Annotated in this window: 20 protein-coding genes; 9 read left to right on the top strand and 11 right to left on the bottom strand. The window is 30.5% G+C overall.

The features are described from left to right. The 4 genes from ABJD66_RS15790 to ABJD66_RS15775 form a co-directional block, all read left to right on the top strand. On the top strand, positions 1-1,551 hold a 1,551-nt coding region (locus tag ABJD66_RS15790), incomplete at its 5' end, for a gliding motility-associated C-terminal domain-containing protein (protein ID WP_348133414.1). A 9-nt stretch (positions 1,552-1,560) separates the two neighbouring features. Further along, entirely contained in the window at positions 1,561-2,481 is a 921-nt protein-coding gene (locus ABJD66_RS15785; RefSeq protein ID WP_303542372.1) for a type IX secretion system membrane protein PorP/SprF, read from the top strand. A 10-nt stretch (positions 2,482-2,491) separates the two neighbouring features. Next, positions 2,492-4,600, top strand: a complete 2,109-nt coding sequence (locus ABJD66_RS15780) for an OmpA family protein (RefSeq protein ID WP_100896797.1) — start codon at positions 2,492-2,494, stop codon at positions 4,598-4,600. A gap of 260 nt (positions 4,601-4,860) precedes the next feature. Next, positions 4,861-5,031 (top strand): DUF6747 family protein, encoded by a 171-nt coding sequence (locus ABJD66_RS15775; protein WP_330400301.1) that lies wholly within the window; start codon positions 4,861-4,863, stop codon positions 5,029-5,031. 135 nt (positions 5,032-5,166) lie between these two features. Here the strand turns inward: ABJD66_RS15775 and ABJD66_RS15770 are convergent, their stop codons facing one another. From ABJD66_RS15770 to ABJD66_RS15760, 3 genes are all read right to left on the bottom strand, one after another. Continuing rightward, a complete protein-coding gene (locus ABJD66_RS15770; RefSeq protein WP_303542369.1) occupies positions 5,167-6,168 on the bottom strand; it encodes a DUF4837 family protein in 1,002 nt (333 codons plus the stop codon). Between the two features lie 24 nt (positions 6,169-6,192). After that, positions 6,193-7,809 (bottom strand): lytic transglycosylase domain-containing protein, encoded by a 1,617-nt coding sequence (locus tag ABJD66_RS15765; RefSeq protein WP_100894378.1) that lies wholly within the window; start codon positions 7,807-7,809, stop codon positions 6,193-6,195. Between the two features lie 114 nt (positions 7,810-7,923). Then, a complete protein-coding gene (locus ABJD66_RS15760) occupies positions 7,924-9,114 on the bottom strand; it encodes a phosphoglycerate kinase (protein WP_303542365.1) in 1,191 nt (396 codons plus the stop codon). A gap of 275 nt (positions 9,115-9,389) precedes the next feature. On the opposite strand from ABJD66_RS15760, the gene ABJD66_RS15755 reads away from it, so the two are divergent. The 3 genes from ABJD66_RS15755 (at position 9,390) to ABJD66_RS15745 (ending at position 12,098) form a co-directional block, all read left to right on the top strand. Continuing rightward, positions 9,390-10,541: a DNA polymerase III subunit delta' gene (locus tag ABJD66_RS15755; RefSeq protein WP_348133408.1), complete on the top strand. Its 1,152-nt coding sequence runs from the start codon at positions 9,390-9,392 to the stop codon at positions 10,539-10,541. 4 nt (positions 10,542-10,545) lie between these two features. Further along, on the top strand, positions 10,546-10,947 hold the full coding sequence (locus ABJD66_RS15750; RefSeq protein WP_100894381.1) for a DoxX family protein: 402 nt from the start codon (positions 10,546-10,548) through the stop codon (positions 10,945-10,947). Between the two features lie 152 nt (positions 10,948-11,099). Further along, positions 11,100-12,098 (top strand): phosphotransferase, encoded by a 999-nt coding sequence (locus ABJD66_RS15745; protein ID WP_348133405.1) that lies wholly within the window; start codon positions 11,100-11,102, stop codon positions 12,096-12,098. On the opposite strand, the gene ABJD66_RS15740 is transcribed toward ABJD66_RS15745, so the two are convergent. Next, on the bottom strand, positions 12,088-13,332 hold the full coding sequence (locus ABJD66_RS15740) for a sigma-70 family RNA polymerase sigma factor (protein ID WP_348133402.1): 1,245 nt from the start codon (positions 13,330-13,332) through the stop codon (positions 12,088-12,090). The two genes, ABJD66_RS15745 and ABJD66_RS15740, sit on opposite strands and share 11 nt — an antisense overlap. Then, positions 13,332-13,685, bottom strand: a complete 354-nt coding sequence (locus tag ABJD66_RS15735) for a YciI family protein (RefSeq protein WP_348133399.1) — start codon at positions 13,683-13,685, stop codon at positions 13,332-13,334. Before ABJD66_RS15735 ends, ABJD66_RS15740 begins: the two co-directional genes overlap by 1 nt. A gap of 329 nt (positions 13,686-14,014) precedes the next feature. On the opposite strand from ABJD66_RS15735, the gene ABJD66_RS15730 reads away from it, so the two are divergent. Both ABJD66_RS15730 and ABJD66_RS15725 read left to right on the top strand, forming a co-directional pair. Further along, positions 14,015-15,403: an ATP-binding protein gene (locus ABJD66_RS15730; RefSeq protein ID WP_348133396.1), complete on the top strand. Its 1,389-nt coding sequence runs from the start codon at positions 14,015-14,017 to the stop codon at positions 15,401-15,403. Positions 15,404-15,582: 179 nt separating this feature from the next. Beyond that, positions 15,583-16,968 carry an ATP-binding protein gene (locus ABJD66_RS15725; protein WP_348133393.1) on the top strand — a complete coding sequence of 462 codons (1,386 nt, stop codon included), beginning with the start codon at positions 15,583-15,585 and terminating at the stop codon, positions 16,966-16,968. 25 nt (positions 16,969-16,993) lie between these two features. Here the strand turns inward: ABJD66_RS15725 and ABJD66_RS15720 are convergent, their stop codons facing one another. From ABJD66_RS15720 to ABJD66_RS15695, 6 genes are all read right to left on the bottom strand, one after another. Beyond that, positions 16,994-17,302 carry a hypothetical protein gene (locus tag ABJD66_RS15720; RefSeq protein ID WP_348133390.1) on the bottom strand — a complete coding sequence of 103 codons (309 nt, stop codon included), beginning with the start codon at positions 17,300-17,302 and terminating at the stop codon, positions 16,994-16,996. A gap of 28 nt (positions 17,303-17,330) precedes the next feature. Beyond that, on the bottom strand, positions 17,331-17,756 hold the full coding sequence (locus ABJD66_RS15715; RefSeq protein ID WP_348133387.1) for a hypothetical protein: 426 nt from the start codon (positions 17,754-17,756) through the stop codon (positions 17,331-17,333). Continuing rightward, complete coding sequence (locus tag ABJD66_RS15710; protein ID WP_303542344.1) at positions 17,734-18,276, bottom strand: hypothetical protein; 543 nt, start codon at positions 18,274-18,276, stop codon at positions 17,734-17,736. Before ABJD66_RS15710 ends, ABJD66_RS15715 begins: the two co-directional genes overlap by 23 nt. Before the next feature lie 358 nt (positions 18,277-18,634). Then, positions 18,635-19,141, bottom strand: coding sequence for an OmpH family outer membrane protein (locus ABJD66_RS15705; protein WP_348133384.1), 507 nt, complete (start codon positions 19,139-19,141; stop codon positions 18,635-18,637). Positions 19,142-19,503: 362 nt separating this feature from the next. Then, on the bottom strand, positions 19,504-20,331 hold the full coding sequence (locus ABJD66_RS15700; RefSeq protein WP_348133381.1) for a class I SAM-dependent methyltransferase: 828 nt from the start codon (positions 20,329-20,331) through the stop codon (positions 19,504-19,506). Next, positions 20,309-20,866 carry a hypothetical protein gene (locus tag ABJD66_RS15695; RefSeq protein WP_348133378.1) on the bottom strand — a complete coding sequence of 186 codons (558 nt, stop codon included), beginning with the start codon at positions 20,864-20,866 and terminating at the stop codon, positions 20,309-20,311. Before ABJD66_RS15695 ends, ABJD66_RS15700 begins: the two co-directional genes overlap by 23 nt. Positions 20,867-21,743 lie beyond the last annotated feature (877 nt).

Genomic DNA, 21,743 nt, shown 5'->3' with positions numbered 1-21,743 from the left:
GATCCTGATTCTACTCCTAATAATTATGATGGTATAGATTCTCTAGAAGATGATGAAGCTATGGTTGTAAACACTTTACAATCGTCTGATATTAGTATGGTTAAAAGGCTATCTGCTAGCTCTAACCCTAATGCTATTGTTGGAGAGGTTATTAGTTTTGAAATTGAAGTAACTACTACTTCTGCTTCTACTAATGTTTCTATTGAAGATATTGTACCTATCGGTTTTTCTGTAATTCAGCCTTCTATTAGTAATGGTGGGTCGTTATCTGGAAATACAATCTCTTGGGATATTCCTAGCATTAACGCTACTACAATTATCTTACAATACGATGCTACTGTTAACGCGCCTACTGGTGCTGCAGATGAATATAAAAATACAGCGCAGATTACTGATGCTGATCAAATAGATCCTGATTCTACTCCTAATAATGATGATGGAGACCAGTCTGAGGATGATGAGAGTTCTTTTACACTTAATACTCCAGTAGATGCAACGGATATAGAATTATCTTTAATCGTTTCGGATACAGGAGCGGACGTTGGAGAAACTGTTACTTATACGTTAACAGTTACAAATAGTGGTGTACTTGATGCTACGGGTATAAATATAGAAGCCTACATTCCTAACGGGGTTACTGTTACGTCAATATCTAACGGTGGTTCTAATTCTGGTAACACTATTAGCTGGCCTGCTTTTGATCTAGATTCTGGATTATCAACAACGTTTACTTACCAAGCAACAGTAAATGCACCTACTGGAGCAAGCGATGAGTATACTACAACAGCACAGGTTACTACTGTAGATCAAAACGATCCTGATTCTACTCCTAATAATTTTGATGGTGTAGACTCACTAGAAGATGATGAAGCTATGGTTAATATAGATATGCCTACTACAGATATATCTATAAGTAAAACAGTAGACTTCCCAGATTCAAATATTGGTGATACTATATCTTTTACAATTACAGCAACAAATGATGGTAGTTTCACAGCTACAAATATTAGCATACAAGAAATTTTACCTAACGGTTACAGCTTTAATAACGCTACAACAACAGTAGGTTTATATGATGAAGGTATTGGTGAATGGACTATTTCTTCGCTAGATGCTAATGAAACTGCTACACTTGTGATAAACACAACTGTTTTAGCTGGTGGCGATTATTTAAACACTGCTACTTTATCATACTTAGACCAAATTGATGATAATTCATCAAACGATACAGATACTGCCACTATTAACATATCTGAGGATAGTTGTCTTAAAGTTTATAATGAATTTTCGCCTAACGGAGATAATGCCAATGATGTGTTCTTTATAGAATGTATAGAACAATATCCAAACAATTATTTACAAATTTTTAATCGTTGGGGTGTAAAAGTATACGAACAAGAAGGGTATAAAAACACTTGGAATGGTACTTCTCAAGGAAGGGCTACAATAAAACGTGGAGAAAAAATGCCGGTTGGTACATATTACTACACTTTAGAATTAAGAGATAACAAAACGCCATCTAAATCGGGTTGGTTGTATTTAACAAGATAAAAGATTACAATGAATATATTTAAAATTATTTTTAGTCTGATTTTAATGCTCAGTTTAAGCACTATTGCATACTGTCAACAAGATCCACAGTACACACAATATTCTCATAACCCTATGACGGTTAATGCTGGATATACTGGCTCAAGAGGACATACAGCTGCACTTGCGCTTTATAGAAGTCAATGGGTTGGTATAGAGGGTTCGCCCAGGACCATTAATTTCAGTATAGATAGTCCTTTAGATGAATATAACGGTATAGGTTTGTCTATAATTCAAGATGATCTTGGCCCGTCTCAAGAAACATATATAGATGGTAACTACGCCCATCATTTAATAGTAAACAGAAAAGGAGATAAATTAGCTTTTGGTTTAAAGGGTGGACTTAGATTTTTAAATATAGACTGGTCTAAAGGGATATATAAAGATCCAGATGTGGCGTTTAGTGAAAATATAAATAGTAAAATATTACCAACTATTGGAGCTGGTGTATTTTATTATACAGATAATTATTTTTTAGGTTTATCTGTGCCAAATATTTTAAAAGGAAATCACTATAACGAGATTCAAGAATCTGAGGCTACAGAGCGTAAACACCTATATTTAATAGGGGGTTATGTATTTAAAATTAATCCAAATTTAAAGTTCAAACCTTCATTTTTTACTAAATATGTATCTGGTTCACCATTGTCTGTAGATGCATCAATTAACTTTCTAATACACGAAACTTTAAATTTAGGCGTTAGTTATAGGTGGGACGACTCTGTTAATGCTCTTTTGGGCTTACAAGTTTCACCTAGAATAAATATTGGTTATGCATATGATTACGCTACAACTAACCTAAAAAATTACAATAACGGAAGTCACGAAATCTTTTTTAGATATCAGTTTACTTCTAAAGAAACCAAGATTAAATCCCCAAGATTCTTTTAATAATTGTACAATGAAAAAATTAATACCTACTTTCTTATTATTGTTGGCCTTTAGTGTGTCTGCGCAAGAAACACAGAAAGCAACTACAGTTACTGTTAATGAACCTATTGTAGATATGAGTTTGCCTATTGCAAATTTAAAAACTATAGATAGTAGTTTATATATAGATAATGTTGCAGAGGAAACTACCACCTATAAAAAAAGTAAATTTTCTGCAAGTAACAGTAAGTTAATAAAAAAGGCTAATCAATATTTTGATATGCTATGGTATGCAGAAGCTGCACAATTGTATGAGCAAGCATTAGAAGATAATGAAGAAAATTACACTAAAGAAATTTTGCAAAAAGCAGGGGACTCTCATTATTATAACACAAATATGGAGAGAGCTTACCACTGGTATCAAATTTTATATGACTCTTATAGAGATGATTTAACTGCTGATGAAATTTTTAAATATTCTCATTCACTTAAAGGAAATGGTAAATATGGTAAAGCAAAGCGTTTTATGCGTTTGTATAACCGTATGAAAGATAAAGAACCAGAAATTATTGATTTAGAGGCTGATGAAGCGGCAAGAAATGAGCAAATTTTAGATGCAATTTTAAAGAGAGAACCTAAGTTTGGACTTAAAAACTTGAATATAAACACAGAAAACTCTGATTTTTCTCCAATGTTCTATAACAAAGAAGAAATAGTGTTTGCATCTGCAAAAGATTCTTCTTTTTTTAATACTAGAAGATACAAATGGAACAACCAACCGTACTTAGATTTATATGTAGCAAAAGTTAATCAGCAATCTGACGAGTTAAAAGACGCTATTAAGTTTTCTAAAAATGTAAACACCAAATACCATGAGGCTTCTGTTACCTTTTCTCCTGATAATAAAACGATGTATTTTACCAGAAACAACTATGGTAAAAAATTAAAAAGAGATAAAAACGGTATAAACAACCTTAAGCTATATATGTCTAAAAAAATAAATGGCGAATGGTCTGAGGCTGTAGAGTTACCATTTAATAGTGATGATTACTCTACTGGACACCCAGCATTAAGTGCAGATGGCAAAAAATTATACTTTGTATCTGATATGCCAGGTAGTATTGGAGAAACAGACATTTTTGTGGTTGATGTTTTAGAAGACGGTTTATTTTCTTCTCCAAAAAATTTAGGACCAGAAATTAATACAGAGCAAAAAGAAATGTTCCCTTTTATAAACGATAAAAAACTATACTTTTCATCTAATGGCCATGTAGGCTTAGGAGGACTAGATGTTTATGAAGTTGCTTATGACGAGGAAGGCTTTAAAGATGTTATAAATCTTGGACAGCCAATTAATAGTAATAAAGATGATTTTTCTTATATAATTAATGAAGAAACACAAAAAGGATACTTTGCATCTAACAGAAAAGGCGGCAAAGGTGATGATGATATTTACTCATTTAAAAACTTATTAGTAGAAGAAGTTATTGAAAATGCAATAGCAGGTGTGGTTACAGAAATTGTAACAGGAGAGCTATTACCTAACGCATTGGTTACTTTATTAGACGAAAACAATATTAAACTTAAAGAAGTTGTAACCGCAGATGATGGTAGTTTTGTTTTTGAAGATTTAGAGAGCAATACCAAATATAAGTTGCAGGCTAATAAAGAAACTTTTTTCGATGAAGAGCTAGATACAGCAACTAAAGAAAATCAAGTAGTAAATGCAGATATTGCAATGAGAAAGTTGCATGATATGATTGCTATTGAAAATGGAATTAAGAAACTTAAAACAGAAAAAATATTCTTTGATTTTGATAAGTCTTACATTAGACAAGATGCCAGCATAGAGCTAGACAAACTTGTAGAAGTTATGACTGAATACCCTAATATGAAAATTAAAATTGAATCGCACACAGATGTAAGGGGTAATGATGCCTACAACAAATTTTTATCAGACAGGAGAGCTAAATCTACCAGAAAATATATCATCTCTAAAGGTATAGATGCTAGTAGAATTGTTAGTGCAATAGGTTATGGAGAAGAACAGTTAATTAATGAGTGTGAAGATGGTGTAAGCTGTTCAAGAGAAAAACATCAAGAAAACAGACGATCAGAATTTATAATAGTAGATATGTAATATTATAAAACAAAAATATAATGTAATATATATAAGCTTCTAGATTATTCTAAAAGTTTATATATATTACAAATCTTATACAGAATTAAGACTTTACCTACAAAAGAAATTATGAGCTAACTACCTGATAATGTAGTTCATCGATGATTTATTTTAAACTTATAGATAGAACCTTTTTATAATACCATTTAACTAGAATTATTGCTTTGTAACGAGGCCTTTTGCGACATTTACTACTTAATTAATTTAAATGCACGCTCATGAAAGGAATTTTACTTTGTAAAGAAATCTATGTAAATGGATTTAAAAACCTTGGGCACTTTATTTTAAAAAACTATTTCAAGATGTTTTCTTGGTTTTGTTTTACATTAATCGTTATTGCAGCTTATGCTTTAATGTATAGAGTGCTAACCGGGTACGCTTTTGTTTAAATAGGCAAAAAGATTTAAACAAAAGACACAAATTAAAAGGCTAACCAATTGCATTTAAGAGTGCAATACTATGTGAAAATTAAAGGCTCCAATTTATTGGAGCCTTTTTAGTTTTAATATATAGTACGTTTAAACTTAATTAGAAGCCTTCTTAGGCACAAACTTCAATGTTTTAATAATAGCTTCCAGTTCAAACATAAAATCTCTTTTAACAGCTGCAGGAGCAAATGTAAAGCCTTCTACAACTAATTTACGTTTGTTAGCTTCATCATTAATAATATAAGAAACATATGGGCCAGCCATAGAGTAGTTATATATTTCCCAACGACCTCTAACCTCAGCAGCTTTTTTACCGCCAATTTCTGCAGGGAAAACAGAAGGTGCAAAAGCTTTTTCTGTATCCATATATGTACCTTCATTAGGGCCTGGTATGTATTTTTTTCCAATAGAATCTCTTTTGCTAACAATATCACTTATAAAAGTGGCGTCATTATTAAATGAGTTCCAAGGAAGAGCATACACAATTAAGTTCATTGTTCCATTTTTAATATCTCTATCTAACCAAACAAAATTATCATCAGCTCTACCAACAGAATAAACAGAAGGTATGTCCATTGTTACACCAAAAGTATCTTCTATTGTTGTATCCTCTAATAAAGAACGCTTAAAGTTACCTTGTGTTAATTTAAGATCTGCCTTATTAAATTCTGATATTATATGGTCTGCTTTCTGATTAATAGTCTCTATAAGGGCATCCTCTGTAGGTGCCACAACTACAGCAACATTTTGTGGGCGAGCGTATGTATTGTGGTTTATGTATGATAAACTAGTTGTATCCTTTTTTTGAACCACTAAAATAGATCTAGACTTACGAACTGCACCAGTAAAAACTGTCTCTGGTAAGTGGCGTAATGTAAAAATTGGTTCGTTCCAAGCAATACCAACTACAGATGCAGCAAAATGATCTCTAACAATGTCTCCTACCTTACCTTCCCAAAGCTCATTACTCATTACTACCGTAAGTGAGTTTACTTGCCCTATTGAAGCCGGTGTAAAATCTTGTTTGGTACTTGCACCATCTTTACATGAAGTTAGTGCCAAGGTAATGGCAAAAACTAAAATTGAAAACTTTCTCATCTGATTAAAAAATTGGTTTAACGGTTATATTTTTTTTGTAGAACAATCGCACAACATAATTTTTGCGCCTACTTTTAAATTCTTACCACTAATACCGTTCCAATCTTTTAAATTATCTACAGAAATTCCAGAATATTTTTGAGAAATAGTCCAAAGTGAATCTCCAGATTGTACTGTATGCGTTTTAGCACCAGGCGGAATAGGCTTTTGTTTAGTTTGTGGCTTTGCAGATGCTACGGCTTTAGAGTTTCTAGAAAAAATAGTTAATCGCTGACCAATTCTTAAATTGTTGCTACGCAAACCATTCCATCTTTTAATTTCACTTACTCTAACCCCAAACTTCTCTGCAATTTTACCAAGGAAATCACCACTTCTAACTCTATATCTAGATTGCGACTCTGCCTGCACTAATTTAGGCATTGGTTTTTCAATCTTTTTTAATTCTTCCTCTGCAAGTGCATAAACAGCATCTTCATTAGATACAAACTTACCCATTACACTTGTTGGCAAACGTAAAGCGTGATTTCTATCTTCCTGAAAAGGAATAATATTTAGTTTATAAGAAGGGTTTAAAACCTCTAAGTCCTCTACGCTTACATTTGTAAACCTAGAGATTTGATCAAAAGTCAGCATACTTTTTACGTGTACTGTATCTGTTTCAAAATAAGGACGCTCTACAACCTCACCATAAATACCGTGTTCTTTAGCGTACTCAAAAATATACATTGTTGCTAAAAATGCAGGTACGTAACCTGCTGTTTCTCTTGGTAAATGGTTTCTAATGTTCCAGTAATTGGTGTAACCACCAGAACGTCTAATAGCTTTGTTTACGTTTCCTGGTCCAGAGTTATATGCGGCTAACGCTAAATCCCAATCGTTATAAATGCTATATAAACGCGTTAAATACTCACAAGCTGCTCTTGTAGATTTTATGGGGTCGCTACGTTCATCTACATAACTGTTTACTTCTAGGTTTTGTTCTTTACCTGTACCGTACATAAACTGCCAAAGTCCTGTGGCTCCTACTCTAGATCTTGCTCTTGGATTTAATGCAGACTCTACAATTGCCAAATATTTCATTTCTAATGGCATATTAAAGTTATCTAACTCCTGCTCAAACATAGGAAAGTAAAACTGACTCACAGTTTGCATACGCTCCATTAAACCTCTGTTACGGGTTAAGTAAGACTTAATTACACGCTCCAAAGACTCGTTATACTCTACATTAAATGGCGTTTTAGCATTTAAACGTGCTAACCTAGCTTTTAAAGTGTCTGTTGGCAAATCTGTAAAACTGACTGGTATATTCTCTATGCGCTCGTTGGCAATTTTATTATAAATGGTATCAAACAAAGAAGCGCTTTCTTTAATTTGTTTTAACCAAGCTTTGTCATAATCAGCAGCATTTTTATAGTCTGATAATTGATACTTTGTTCCCGATGAATCATCAGAAACAAGCGCAATTATAGGTTGTACTTTTTGCGGTACATCCTGTTGTTTTTTTGCAATTGAATCAACAGTATCGTTCTTTACAACACTTAAAATCTCTGTGCTTATAGACGTGGTTACAATGCTATCTTTTTCTTGTGCAAAAATAGCGGTACCCGAAAACAGCAGTACTCCTAAAAAAATACGTTTCATTTAAATTTTCTTTTGGTTAGTTTAGTTGATTGATTGGTAAAGTCGTGTTTTTTTATTTAAAAATAAAATTTTTAACGCTTTTAAAAGCAATCAACAATTGTGCCTAACCTTATTTTAAGCGGTAATTGCAGCTATTCCTGGTAAAGATTTACCTTCTAAGCTTTCTAACATTGCACCACCACCAGTAGATACGTAGCTTACCTTGTCTTGAAAACCAAATTGCTTAACAGCAGCAACAGAGTCTCCACCACCAACTAAAGAAAATGCTCCATTTTGTGTAGCTTCGGTAATATAATTTCCTATTTCTATAGTTCCTTTAGCATAGCTTTCCATTTCAAAAACGCCAATTGGTCCGTTCCATAAAATAGTTTTAGACTTTAAAATTACTTCTTTAAAAATCTCTAAAGTTTTTGGTCCGGCATCTAAACCTTGCCATCCTTCTTCAATTTTATCTACATCTGTAATTTTAGTATTTGCTGTGTTGCTAAACTCATCTGCAGCAATAACATCTACAGGAATATGCACCTCAACACCTTTTTCTTTTGCTTGCTTTAAAATATCTAGAGCAAGTTCCATTTTATCATCTTCACAGATAGAGTCACCCACTTGTCCGCCTTGTGCTTTTACAAATGTGTATGTCATACCACCACCAATAATTAAATGGTCTACTTTATCTAATATATTTTCTATAATTGTAATTTTAGAAGATACTTTTGCGCCTCCTAAAATTGCAGTAACTGGCTTTTCTCCAGTTTGCATTACTTTATCTATAGCTTCAATTTCTTTAGCTAATAAAGATCCAAAACACTTACTTTCTGGAAAAAATTTAGCAACAACTGTTGTAGATGCATGTGCTCTGTGGGCTGTACCAAAAGCATCATTTATATAAACATCTCCTAGTTTAGATAATTGTTCTGCAAAAGCCTCACCTCCTTTTTCTTCTTCAGCATTAAAACGCAAATTTTCTATAAGTAATACTTGCCCGTTTTCTAAATTAGTGGCAGCTGTTTCTGCTTCTTCTCCAACAGAAGTAGACACAAAATTTACTTGCACACCTAACACATCAGAAACAGTACTGCAAATGTGCTCTAAAGATAAATCTGGCACAACTTGTCCTTTTGGTCTTCCTAAATGGCTCATTAAAACAACACTACCACCATCTTCTAACACTTTTATTATTGTTGGCTTTGCAGCTTCAATACGGTTAGTATCTGTTACATTAAAATTTTCATCCATAGGAACATTAAAATCTACACGGATTAATGCTCTCTTGTTTTCAAAATTAAAATCGTTTATTGTTTTCATAATGTGCGCTTGTTAAAATTTAGCTTCGTTAGACTTACAGACACCAAATGTAAAGATTTAAGTATTGCATATAAAACCATTAACAGTATTTTTAGCTTTGTACAGTGTAAACGCAGTATCATTATCATAAAATTTCTTTTTGCCTCTGTTTTTTATGGTTTATTCATTTTTTTGAAACTCAATTTTTAAAAAATGAAAATTACTAAAGCTACACTCTTGTATTTTTAAAGTCTAGCAGTATTTTTAATTTGGTTCATTTGCATATCTTTGACGATATGCAGTTTCAAGATATTTTAGGACTTTCTCATATAAAAAAGCACTTGTGTTTAAGTGCAGATGCTGGCCGTATACCACACGCACAACTTTTTGTTGGTAATGAGGGTTGCGGTACTCTGCCAATGGCAATTGCATATGCTCAATATTTATTATGTAAAAATGTAAACGGAGAAAATACTGGTGGTATAGAGGCTTGTAATTTAAAGTGCGGAAATTTATCGCATCCAGATCTACATTTTGCTTTTCCGGTTACTAATTCTGATAAAGTTAAGAGTCACGCTGTTAGTAATCACTATATGCAGGATTGGCGCGAGTTTGTAAACCACCAACCTTATGGTAATTTGTTTGATTGGTACCGACTTATTGGTATTGAAAAAAAACAAGGTCAAATTGGGGTAGACGAAGCACAAGATATTGTACGTAAGCTAACTTTAAAATCTTATGAAGGTGGTTATAAGGTGATGATTATGTGGATGGCTGATAAAATGAACATAGCAGCTGCTAACAAATTACTTAAACTAATTGAAGAGCCACCAGAAAAAACTGTTTTTATATTAATTGCTGAAGATGAAGAGCAAATTATACAAACCATACGCTCTAGGTGTCAAATTTTACATTTTCCTCCACTAACAGAAAATGCAATAACGTCTGCATTAATTTCAAAAGGATTAGACCAACAAACCGCTTTTAAAATTGCTCATGAATCTAATGGTAATTTTAATAAAGCACTAGATTTAATGAATAATGACTCTGAAGATTTGGTGTTTGAAAAATGGTTTGTGCAATGGGTACGTACAGCCTTTAGAGCAAAAGGTAACAAAGCTGCTATACAAGATTTAATTTTGTGGAGCAATGAAATTGCTAAGACAGGAAGAGAAACACAAAAGAAATTTTTAACGTATTGTATGGCTATAATGCGCCAAGCAATGCTGGTAAATTACAATACAAACGAGCTTGCTTTTATGGAAATACACGTAGAAGGTTTTAAGCTAGAAAAATTTGCCCCGTTTATACATGAAAATAATATTGTTGACATTATTACAGAGCTAGAAACAGCAATGTACCATATAGAACGTAATGGAAATGCAAAATTAATTTTAACAGATTTATCTATAAAACTAACAAGATTTTTACACAAAAAACCAAGCTAAAAAAATGACAAACGTACACGAAAATATTACTGAAATTTTATTGTTAATCTTTTTAATTATTACTTTTTTACAAAGTGGTTTTGATAAAGTTGCAGACTGGAAAGGAAACTTGTCTTGGTTAACCGGACATTTTAGTGAAACGCCTTTAAAAAACACGGTTCCTTTATTGTTAGGAATTATTTTGGTTATAGAAGTTATTGCTGGCGCTCTTTGTGCTGTTGGTGTAGTACAGTTTATTTTAGACGGACAAAGTAATATGGCTATTTACGGTACAATTTTGTCATGTATTACTTTATTATTTTTGTTATTTGGACAACGTATTGCAAAGGATTATGAAGGCGCAAAAACTATAGTTATTTACTTTATGCCTACAATATTTCTTCTATATCTTTTAGCCAATAAATAGATTATGACGAAAAAAAAATTTGAACTTTTAATGCTGTTGCTAGTTGTAGTAATGGCATTTAGTTTTTTATATTTTGAAATAACAACCTACAATTTCCTGATCCTAATTCCGGCTGCGGCATACATTGCAAGCGGAAGATTATTCTTTAAAAAATGACAAATTTTCCAGTAACTACCTCTACTCTTTCCGCTACAGCTTTAGGCACGCTGGTAAAACATCAATATAATTTAACTGAAGATTTTAAGTGTTCTTTGTTTAGAACAGGCATAAATCACACTTATTTTTTAAAAAACATAAATACTACCTATGTTCTGCGTGTGTATTGTTATAATTGGAGAACCAAACAAGAAGTATTAGAAGAGTTAAAACTTTTAGAACTATTAAAAAATAGCGGGTTAAGTGTTTCCTATGCATTGGCAGATAAAAACAACAACCTTATACAAAAAATACAAGCCCCAGAAGGAGAACGCTACGCTGTACTTTTTTCTTTTGCCGAAGGAGAAAAAGTTAGGTTTATAGACAACAACACTTGTTTTGCTATAGGCACGCTAATGGGTAAAATACATAATGTTACTAAAGAAAAAACAATAGCCCGTATTAACTATACTACAGAAGCACTGGTTACAAAACCATATAATTTTACAAGTAAATATTTTGATGCTAACTTGCCAGAAATGGAATACATTAGAGCACAAGGCCAAAAGGTTGAAGAGTCCTTTAAAAATCTAATGCACACTAAAATACCAAAAGGTATTATCCATTTAGACATCTGGTATGATAATATGAGCATTACCAACAATAAAGAAATTACAATTTTTGATTTTGATTTCTGTGGAAATGGTTACTTAGTGTTAGATGTTGCCTATTTCTGTAAGCAACTTTTTCATATAGAAACAGATAAAGAAGTATACCAATTAAAGCTTAAAGAGTTTTTAAAAGGTTACCAAAAACAAAGAGTATTAAGTAAAGAAGAGGTTGATTTTATACCTATTGCAGCTAATGCAATTTGGCTATTTTATTTAGGTGTACAAGCGCAAAGGTTTGACTGGTCTAACATATTTTTAAGCAAAAACTATTTAAAAATGTATATAGGCCGATTAGAAAACTGGAATACCTACTGCAGTAAAAACAAAAATGCTTTTACATTGTGAGCAAAGCATTTTTCTTTTTAACCAAATAAGCTTTTTCTGGTTTACTGTATACATTTTCTATAGCTATGTCTAAATAAGTAATTGCTTCTTTTATTTTTCCTAAGCTTTTATAATACTCGGCCTTAACCCCATAAAACAAATAAGAGCGTTGTTCTAAGGCTTCTGGCTCTAATTGCAGTAGTATTTGATATGCATTTTCTTGCTCTTTTAACTGAATTAGTACAACAGCAATAGACAAAGACACCATTGTATTATCTTGGTGTTGTTGTAACTGTTTATACAGTTCTAAAATCTTTTTCCAATTGGTATCTTTAAAATTTGCTGCTTTTAAATGCTCTGCAACAATGGCTGCTTCAATATGGTAAGTAGAAAAATCTCCAAACTCCTCTGCTTTTACCAATGCATTATTTCCTAAATGTATTAAAGGTAAATACCATTTGGTACGATCTTGGTTTTTTAAGTCGATACTATTAAAGTTCTCGTCTACTTTTGCACCTAGTCTAGAAGAATTAAAGCATAATAGGGCAAATAAAGCATAACTAGCACCACACCTAAACTCTTGCTTAGAGAGTATAATTTTAGTTAATCTAAGCGCTTCTCCGCACAATTCTTTACGAACTAAGAACTTATTGTGGTTAGAGTGAAAACCTTCGTTAAAAATAAGATATATAACTTCTAAGGCATTATGTAAGCGCTCTTGAAGTCTTTTTTTAGTAGGTAGCTCAAAATTAACCTTCTTTGCTCTTATTGTTTGCTTTGCTCTTGCGAGTCTTTTTTTAACTGTTTCTGGTTTTAATAATAAGGCAGAGGCAATTTCTGCAGTGCTAAAACCACCAATAGTTTTTAATGCAAAAGCTATTTGGTCTTTAGTATCTAATTTAGGGTGGCAAGCAGTAAAAATCATTCGGAGCTCACTGTCTTGTATTTCTTCTTTTTCAAATAAATTATTAAATGCTATGGCAGAAGCACTATAATTTAATTTTTCAACTCTATTTTTATCTGCATCTAGTTTTCGCAGTAAATCTATTACCCTATTTTTTGCTGCTTTTGTAAACCAAGCTTCAGGGTTTTCTGGGACTTTTTTACGCCATTGCACCGTTGCTTTTGCAAAAGTATCTTGCACAGCATCTTCTATAATTTCTATGTTTTTTAATCCAAAAATTCGAATTAAAATAGAGACCATCTTTCCGTACTGATGTCTAAAAAAATGGTCTATAAGTTGTTGGTCTTGCATTATTCCATATCATCAAAAACTAATACTTCTCTTATTTCTACAGTATTGCCAAGGTCAAAATCCGGAAAATCTTGTGCTATTTTACTAGCTGCATTTAAATCTTTTGCTTTTACCATATAGTAGCCACCAACTATTTCTTTAAGTTCTGCAGCTGTGCGGTCTGTTACTGTTCTTTTAGGACCAGTAATTTGTCTAACTTCTGGATGCAAAGCTTCGCCGTGTTTTACAACACCTTGTTCTTGCATTTTTTGGTTCCAAGCAAACCACTTACCCATACGTTCTTGCATTTGCTCTGGAGAAAGTCCTAGGTCTGTATACTCTTTTCCAATAAAAATTAGCATAAAATCTTTCATTCTTTTTGTTTTAAAATTAATAATTAATCCATTGTCAACCCTATAACGATGCTAAAAAAAAATAGGGGACACTATTTTTAATAAAAATCTACTCTTTAAAAATAAATTTTATTCACCCTAAAAAATTAAGAAATAAAAACTTACAAAAGCTAGTGTTTTCAACTACTATAAAGATGTTTGTTTGTTAAATTACATTTACAAATAGTAAAAAAAAGATCGTCAAAATACATTGTTTTACCGTTTAACGAATAAATGTGTGTTTTAAAAATAGAATTTACTAAACTGCGTTTAAACAAGTACATACGTTTTTAAATTCCCCAAATAGATTTATGCAAAAATTATGGTTCACATATAGAAAGTGGTACATTAACTATATAGGTTTTGAGTTAATTAATAGCAATAAGGCATTAGAATACTTTAGAGATAAGTTATTTATTTCTATTATTTTATTGGTTAACTTTTTTGGTATTTTAGCTTATATACCTAGTGTAATTGTTGCTTATATAAATTTAGAAATGGTACTAGTAATAATAGACACTTTAGCAGTATCTGTTTTACTCTTTGTGGTTTTAAATAAAGCTATATCTCTAAGAATAAAAAAGACAATCTTTTCTGTTAATTTGTTAGTACTATCTACTATTCTACTAATCAATAATGATTTAAGCGGTAATGGACCATTAATTTTATTAATGACAACTTCTGCTATTACCTTGTACAGTGGTAAAAAAGCCGGTTTTTATGCTTTTGGTTATGCTACTTTAGTATATATTATTTTATTAACCTGTATTAAACTAGGCTATTTTAACTTTAGATATACGGTAGGTTACAATTTTACAGAGCTTATTATTATTGCTTTAAATAATCTGTTTTTTAATTTAATATTAATTTTTTCTATATCATTTTTAATAACCCAACTACATAAAGCTTTGGTTAGTGAAAAAAAATTGCAAAAAGCTTTAGTTGTTAAACACAATAATGCTGTTGCTGCTAGAAATAAAGCGGAACAGTCTGAACAATTAAAGTCTGCCTTTTTAGCAAATATTAGTCACGAAATTGGAACTCCAATGTACAGTATTTTAGGAACTACAGATTTATTAAAAGAATACAATAAAAAAGATAAAGAGTATCAGAAATCATTAACATTAATAGAAAACAACGGTAATAAGCTTTTAGACATTATTGCAGACATTGTAAATATTTCTAAAGTAGAATCTGGACTTATGCCAATTAACCCTACTGCTTTTAATATTAAAAATAGTGTTGAAAAAGTTTACTCTGACTTGCAAAAAGAAGCCAAAGAAAAACAAATAAATTTTACCATTACAGATTTAATTAGTGCCAACGAAGCTCTTATTTACACCGATAAAGAAAAAGTTGAAGCCGTATTAAATCATTTGATAAAAAATGCAATTAAATACACAGAAAAAGGGTCTATTAATATTAAATGCCATTTACCAGAACAAGGTAAAATAGCATTTGAGGTTAGTGATACCGGCATTGGTATACCAAAAGACAAGTTTAGGTCTATTTTTAAAGCTTTTTACCAGGTAGATACCGATCAAAAAAATGCGTTACACGGCTCTGGTGTTGGTTTAGCAATTTCTAAGGCATACACAGAAATGCTTGGCGGCAAATTAAGCCTTAAAAACAATGAAAATAGCGGAGCCACTTTTGGCTTTACTGTTTCTACACATTTGCAATCAGAAGAAACGGTTTAAAAATTAAAAAAATACCCCAAGAAACAGTTAAAAATGTTTGATTAAAGTATAAAACTACATTTTAACGAAAATTGTTTACTAAGAAAACAAAGCTTGAATTAAATTCTTACATTTAAGTTGACACAGAAACAGTTACGCCAACAATGTAATTGTAAGTTGTTTAGTATACATTACCCAAGATGATACAAAAATGGTGGAAGTCTTACACAAATTGGTTTGTAAAATACAGTAATTTTAAAAAGGTTAATAAAAGTAAAGATCTAGATTATTTTAGAGACAAACTTTTTATATCTATTTTACTACTTACATTTTTTATTGGTGGTATAGCCTATTTTCCAAGTAGTTATGTTGCCATAAACAGAAACGAGTTAATTATAGTTTACTTAGATACCCTTGCTATATTAACATTAATCGTAATTGTTTTTGTAAATAAAATAGGCTTTAACACTAAAAAAACTGTTTTTTCTATTACATTATTTCTACTATCTATTGGGCTACTACTAAATTTAGGTTTTAAAGGAAATGGAAGCATTTTAATACTTACAACAACCTCACTAATAACACTTTACAAAGGTCGTAAAGAAGGCGTAAACTGGGTATTGGTTACTGTGGTGTTATACTTAATTTTACTAGCCGGCTATTATTTTAATCTCTTTTATTTTCCATTTTTTGATGATTATGATTTTGAAGTACTAGCTGTAGTAACAGTAAACAACGTACTCTTTAATTTTATACTAGTATTCTCTTTGTCTTTTTTAATAAAACAATTACACAAAGCATTGGTTAAAGAAAATAAGCTACAAAAAGAGCTTGTTATTAAACACAACAATGCTGTTTCTGCACAAAAAAGAGCCGAAAAATCAGATAGATTAAAATCTGCATTTTTATCTAATATTAGTCACGAAATTGGTACTCCAATGTATGGTATTTTAGGTAGTGCAGACCTTTTAAAAGAGCTTCATAAAAACAACAAAGAATCTCAAGAATACTTACAACTTATTGAAGAAAATGGAAATAAATTATTAGAAATAATAGCTGATATTGTAAACATATCTAAGTTAGAAACAGGTTTAATGGCACTAAATACCTCTGCATTTAATATAAACAGTGTTATTAGAGCATCTTTTGCTAACGCAGAAGCAAGTGCAGAGAAAAAAGGAATAAGAATTAGTAAAAACAACTTAATAAGCCCTAATGAGGCTTTGGTATACACAGACAAGGAAAAGCTAACTACAGTGCTAAAACACCTTTTAAACAATGCTATTAAGTATACAGAAAAAGGAACTATAAATTTAAGTTGTTATTACAAAGACATAAGTACTATTGAGTTTGTTATAAAAGATACAGGTATTGGCGTACCAAAAGATAAAATTGCTGCTATTTTTAAAGCTTTTTACCAGGTAGATACAGACCAAAAAAATGCATTACACGGAGCAGGTGTTGGTTTGGCAATTGCAAAGGCGTATACAGAAATGTTAGGTGGTAAAATGAGCTTAGAAAACAACGAGGATGAAGATGGTGCTACGTTTAGGTTTACTATTAGTGCACAACTGAATAAAAGTTAAAATTTTATTATACAAATAATACCAATTAGTATTTAACAAAATGATAACCAAACATAAGTACTAAAGCAGGTAATACTCCAAAAATAATAATGCAGCCTAAAGCTAACCAATACTGGTAATTACGTTTTTCTTTTTTTATAGTACTTATCACAAGAAAAATAATTGCAAGCAGTAACATTAAAGTTGCTAAAGCACCTAAGTAGAAAAGCCGGTCTAAATTATAGGTGTTAAATAAACTGCTATAACTTATTTTATAATAAAAAGTAATTATGTTTATAATAACCACCCAAACAGAGAAATGAAATGCCCATTTTTTAAAATTAATACTATTCATAAGGCATTAAATTTATCTAAAAACAATATTAATTAACAGCAAAAGGATTTTTTTCTACTGGCAAATCTAGGTTTGCCAATACGTTATCTAAGTTTTTAAGCGATTCCTCCTCTACTTCATTTATGTATACAACCAACTCTTTATTGGCTGTTTTTAAAATATATTCCTCTTCAGTTTTTCTAATATAGGTAATATCTTTTAGAGCAATTTTTTTACTAAAAACTGTTCCTTCTTTTAAAATACCGTTTTTTAGAACCAAACAATAATTGGTAGATTTTAATATACTTTTTACAAACCAAACAATAGCTACAATCAGTAAAATAAAGCCAATCCACTTTATAGATTCGCTTTTTATAGTAAGATATACCGACTTGTATAATGCATAAACAACAAACAAGGATGAAAATAAAATGTTAGTGCGTACCTTCTTTTTAGTGTATCTGATTTTTTCCATTTTTTTCTTTTTCTAATTTCTCGGTATTTTTTTCTTCTTTTAACTTTAGCTTATAAAACCTTCTAACTTTTGGCATATTTAAATAATCCTCCTGTAAGATTATCAAGATTCTATCTCTAATAGCCTGAATTTCTTTATATTTTTCCACACCATATTTCTCAGTATCACTTTTTTCCTCAGCACAATAAATTAGTCTGTTTAAAACTTTCAGCTGAACATATAATTCTGTACTTACCCAATTCCTTTTCCAAGTTATCTTTGTAATTTCTAAATTTAAATTTGTAAGTGATTCTGCTGTGATAAAAGCTAGATGACAGGGTCTATCATCAACCATATGACTTGACTGAAAGTAAATCAACATTTTTTCAATTGACTCATAAACTTCAAGCCTTTTATTAATTGTTATTTTCCAATATTCTTGGTTATACTTGCGTTTTTCAATAAAATAGTTAGCCATTACTGAGACCAGTGTAGAAACTACAGTACTAGTCAATAGTATAATTATCCAGTCTTCATCCATAATAAAACTTTATTTATAAAAAATAAATCTCGGGGGAGAGAATTGTCTCATAAATATATAACTTATAGCACTAAAAAATTACGGAAATACGTAACACACCAAAAAAATAACAGGCAATGTCTTACTTAAATTCAGTTATATACCAGAAAATAAATATTGTTTAAAGGGTAAAACTAAATAATACTTGGTTAATAATAAGTTCTAACGCCTCTATTTTTGATTTTAAAGTCATTTAAGAGCGTTTTATTCTTTTTACACACAATTTACTTAACACAGGCATACTATTAGTTATAAAAGCCTTAAAACAAAAAAAGCCTCAGCATAATGCTGAGGCTTTTTGTATGTGTAAATAACAAGATTATTTCTTGTAATTATCGTTTAAGATTTTAGTAATCTCATCTGTAAGGTCATCTGCGTCTGTACCGTATAAAACGCTACCACCGTCTCCACCACCAAAAATGTATGAGAAACCGTTTGTTTTACCGTAAGCTTTAATTTCTTTTTTAACTTTAGAAACTAAGCTATCCATTTCCGTTTGGCTGCTAACTTGTAGTTGTTTTTCTTCTTGTTGCAATTGCTGACCAATAAACTGGCTTTTTTGCTGTAACATACCGTATTCTTCTTGAGCTTTAGCCTGAGCCATTTTTTGTGCTTTAGCCTGAAAAGCTTGTGCTTCCATCTGGAAAGCTTGCTGTACACTATCTCTCTTTTTACCAAAAGCTTCTATCTTAGTTTTAAACTTAGCTTCTAAGTCTACTTTCTCTTGATAATCGTTCATTAGTTTTACGTTATCTACGTAACCCATTTTACTTTGTTGGCATCCTACTAAAGCGATGAATGCAAGTGCAAAAATAATTTTTTTCATTTCTAGGTTTTTAATATAAAACTTCCGAACCGACGGAAAGTCAAAATTTAAGTTGAGCAAAAATAGAAAAGTTTTTGAATCTGAAAGAAAAACCGATGTTAGTTTTAAAATTCATTAAAATTAAAATTTGATCTTTTTTAAAGAATCTTGAGATTTACAAGTTATTTATAAAAACTATGTAAAAACACATTTTTGATAATCAAAAACTATAATAAGTAAAATCTATAATAATTTATAAATCACATAATCCAAAACTATCAAAAAGTGGATTTTAGCGTTGATTCTAATGGATTAAAACAAAAAAAAGGACTTAGTACTTGTCATAAGTAATAAACCCCTCTTAAATGGCTTTAAAATGCGTTTTAGTCCTTTTTAAGAACATAAATAACAGAAGAATGTTCGTTGGTTCTCATTGCAGATAAATTAGAACGCAAACCTCTGTAAAAAGCGGTAAACATATTTTGCTTTCCTGTTTTGTATTTTTCAGATAATAGCGAAACATAAAAAGCATCAAACAACATTGGCTTCGTTTTTATAAGTTTCATATTGTGCTTTGCAAAAATCTTTTTTATAGCAGTTTTAGAAAAATGCCATAAATGCCTTGGCACATCAAAAGCAGCCCAATATTCTTTGTAATGTTTTGCGTCGTAACTTTTAAAATTTGGAACTGCAACTATTAAAGTACCATCTTCTGCTAATTTAGATTTTAGCATTTTTATTTGTTCGTCTAAATTTGGCAAATGTTCTAAAACGTGCCAAAGTGTAATTACGTTGTATTTTTTTTCTGGTAGTGTTTCTAAACTACTATATAAATCTAAACCTTTTTCTGTAGCTTTTTTTCTTGCAGCTTCGTTTGGCTCAACTCCAGCACAAGTCCATTTATTATTTTGTGCCGTAATTAAAAAATCTCCGGTACCCGCACCAACATCCAAAACAGATTTTTCTCCTTTGGTGTAATATGTAATTAACTGAATCTTTTTTTGCAAACTATAATTTTTTACAGTTTGGTACATTTTGTCCACAACAGTTTCTTTTGCGTCTGTATGAGAAATGTAATCTTCACTCTCATAATAAACATCTAAATTTTTTGGTTGCGGTTCTGTAACCAACATATCTAAATCTTCATTATAGTTTAATGTAAAATTTTCTTGTGTTACAGAATGGTCTTTAGTTTTTAAATAAAAGTTCATTGTAATTGTGCGTAGCTAAATATTCTTTCTTTAATGCACGAAGATAGTTTAAAACTAAAGGACGTGAAAGTGAATTTTCATCCAAGCAATCTTTTCCATCGTCATCAGTAACATTTATAGCTATAAAATAATTACCGTCTATACGTATACGAGGCTGCTCATTAAAAAGATCAGAAGGATTATCATTAGAACCTATAGCTCTATTTACTAAAACTCCTAAAGTGGGCGTAAATAAGTCTATGCTCTTATCTTTCTTTTCCACTTCGTAAAACGAAAAGTAATATGGCACATCATTTATAAAAAAAGGAACATTGTAAAAAACATCAGTATTGTATAATTGATATTTTACATACACATAATTATAAAACTCACTTTCATCTTTTGGATCTTCAAAAATAAAAACTTGGTGCTTGGTTAATCCTCTTTTAAAATTTTTTCCTTTAGCAATTTTATAATCTTCGATATTGGGAGAAACACGCAACGGAATACAAGATTGCACAAAAGCTAAAATAACTACTAGGAATAAATTTTTCATTTTTATGTTTTTTGATTTGAATGCTTTTTTATCAGCAACAAAAATTGAACCAGAAGTTGGAAGTAGAAAAACTCAAATTATAGCAAACAGCAATAAAATAAAACCAAATTTTTTGAGCACTACTCCATTCTAATTTCTTTAAAAAAACACTCTCTCTATTTTACTTTTTTGGGTTGATGAAAAAAATAACTCAAGCAGAAAAAATTAAAAACTATAAAATTAAAAAACTTAAAAAAAATGAATTTTAAAATGAGGTTCTAAATTTTAGAAAACAAAAAATTAAAAATAAAAGTCACTCTTAAAAAATTAGAAAAAGGAAAAACTAATAACACCCAAAAAAGTATAAAAACAAAAATTAAAGAAGCTGAAAATTTTGTCTTAAAAAATTAAAAACGAATAAAAAAAGCATCAAAAAAAAAGAAAAAGGAAAACTGAAATAGAATAAAAATTAAAAATAAATTCGTTTAAAAAATGAACACAAATAAAAAAACAAAAAGCGATAAAAAAAACAGAATTTTAAATCAAAAATAAAGCTCAAAATGAAAGTGTAATTTGAATAAAAAAAAGAAGAATATCAACGCAAAAAAAGAAGAGGAAAAAAAATAAAAAAACGAGATAAAAATGAGTGTGAAATTTAGACAGAAAATAGTTAAAAAAACAAACTCAAAATAAAGAGAGAAATAAAATCTAAATACAAAAAGTAGTGAAGAAAAAATTCAAACAAAATTGTAAAATCAACTTTAAAAAATAAATTACCAAAAACAAAAATCTAAAAAGGATAAAAATAAATCTGAACCAAAAGAGCAAAGAAATTAAGCCAAAGAAATTATTAAATTGAAGATTTAAAAAACAGAAATCTTATGCGAGATAATTTTTA

The organism is Cellulophaga sp. (assembly GCF_039943695.1).
Lineage (GTDB): Bacteria > Bacteroidota > Bacteroidia > Flavobacteriales > Flavobacteriaceae > Cellulophaga.
Note: the sequence above shows the minus strand (reverse complement) of the source record. Positions and strands in the feature narration are given on the sequence as shown.

Excerpts from the sequence above, each read along its gene's own strand:
- ABJD66_RS15785 (WP_303542372.1), top strand. The coding sequence starts at position 1,561 with ATGAATATATTTAAAATTATTTTTAGTCTGATTTTAATGCTCAGTTTA.
- ABJD66_RS15780 (WP_100896797.1), top strand. The coding sequence starts at position 2,492 with ATGAAAAAATTAATACCTACTTTCTTATTATTGTTGGCCTTTAGTGTG.
- ABJD66_RS15775 (WP_330400301.1), top strand. The coding sequence starts at position 4,861 with ATGAAAGGAATTTTACTTTGTAAAGAAATCTATGTAAATGGATTTAAA.
- ABJD66_RS15770 (WP_303542369.1), bottom strand. The coding sequence starts at position 6,168 with ATGAGAAAGTTTTCAATTTTAGTTTTTGCCATTACCTTGGCACTAACT.
- ABJD66_RS15765 (WP_100894378.1), bottom strand. The coding sequence starts at position 7,809 with ATGAAACGTATTTTTTTAGGAGTACTGCTGTTTTCGGGTACCGCTATT.
- ABJD66_RS15760 (WP_303542365.1), bottom strand. The coding sequence starts at position 9,114 with ATGAAAACAATAAACGATTTTAATTTTGAAAACAAGAGAGCATTAATC.
- ABJD66_RS15755 (WP_348133408.1), top strand. The coding sequence starts at position 9,390 with ATGCAGTTTCAAGATATTTTAGGACTTTCTCATATAAAAAAGCACTTG.
- ABJD66_RS15750 (WP_100894381.1), top strand. The coding sequence starts at position 10,546 with ATGACAAACGTACACGAAAATATTACTGAAATTTTATTGTTAATCTTT.
- ABJD66_RS15745 (WP_348133405.1), top strand. The coding sequence starts at position 11,100 with ATGACAAATTTTCCAGTAACTACCTCTACTCTTTCCGCTACAGCTTTA.
- ABJD66_RS15740 (WP_348133402.1), bottom strand. The coding sequence starts at position 13,332 with ATGCAAGACCAACAACTTATAGACCATTTTTTTAGACATCAGTACGGA.
- ABJD66_RS15735 (WP_348133399.1), bottom strand. The coding sequence starts at position 13,685 with ATGAAAGATTTTATGCTAATTTTTATTGGAAAAGAGTATACAGACCTA.
- ABJD66_RS15730 (WP_348133396.1), top strand. The coding sequence starts at position 14,015 with ATGCAAAAATTATGGTTCACATATAGAAAGTGGTACATTAACTATATA.
- ABJD66_RS15725 (WP_348133393.1), top strand. The coding sequence starts at position 15,583 with ATGATACAAAAATGGTGGAAGTCTTACACAAATTGGTTTGTAAAATAC.
- ABJD66_RS15720 (WP_348133390.1), bottom strand. The coding sequence starts at position 17,302 with ATGAATAGTATTAATTTTAAAAAATGGGCATTTCATTTCTCTGTTTGG.
- ABJD66_RS15715 (WP_348133387.1), bottom strand. The coding sequence starts at position 17,756 with ATGGAAAAAATCAGATACACTAAAAAGAAGGTACGCACTAACATTTTA.
- ABJD66_RS15710 (WP_303542344.1), bottom strand. The coding sequence starts at position 18,276 with ATGGATGAAGACTGGATAATTATACTATTGACTAGTACTGTAGTTTCT.
- ABJD66_RS15705 (WP_348133384.1), bottom strand. The coding sequence starts at position 19,141 with ATGAAAAAAATTATTTTTGCACTTGCATTCATCGCTTTAGTAGGATGC.
- ABJD66_RS15700 (WP_348133381.1), bottom strand. The coding sequence starts at position 20,331 with ATGAACTTTTATTTAAAAACTAAAGACCATTCTGTAACACAAGAAAAT.
- ABJD66_RS15695 (WP_348133378.1), bottom strand. The coding sequence starts at position 20,866 with ATGAAAAATTTATTCCTAGTAGTTATTTTAGCTTTTGTGCAATCTTGT.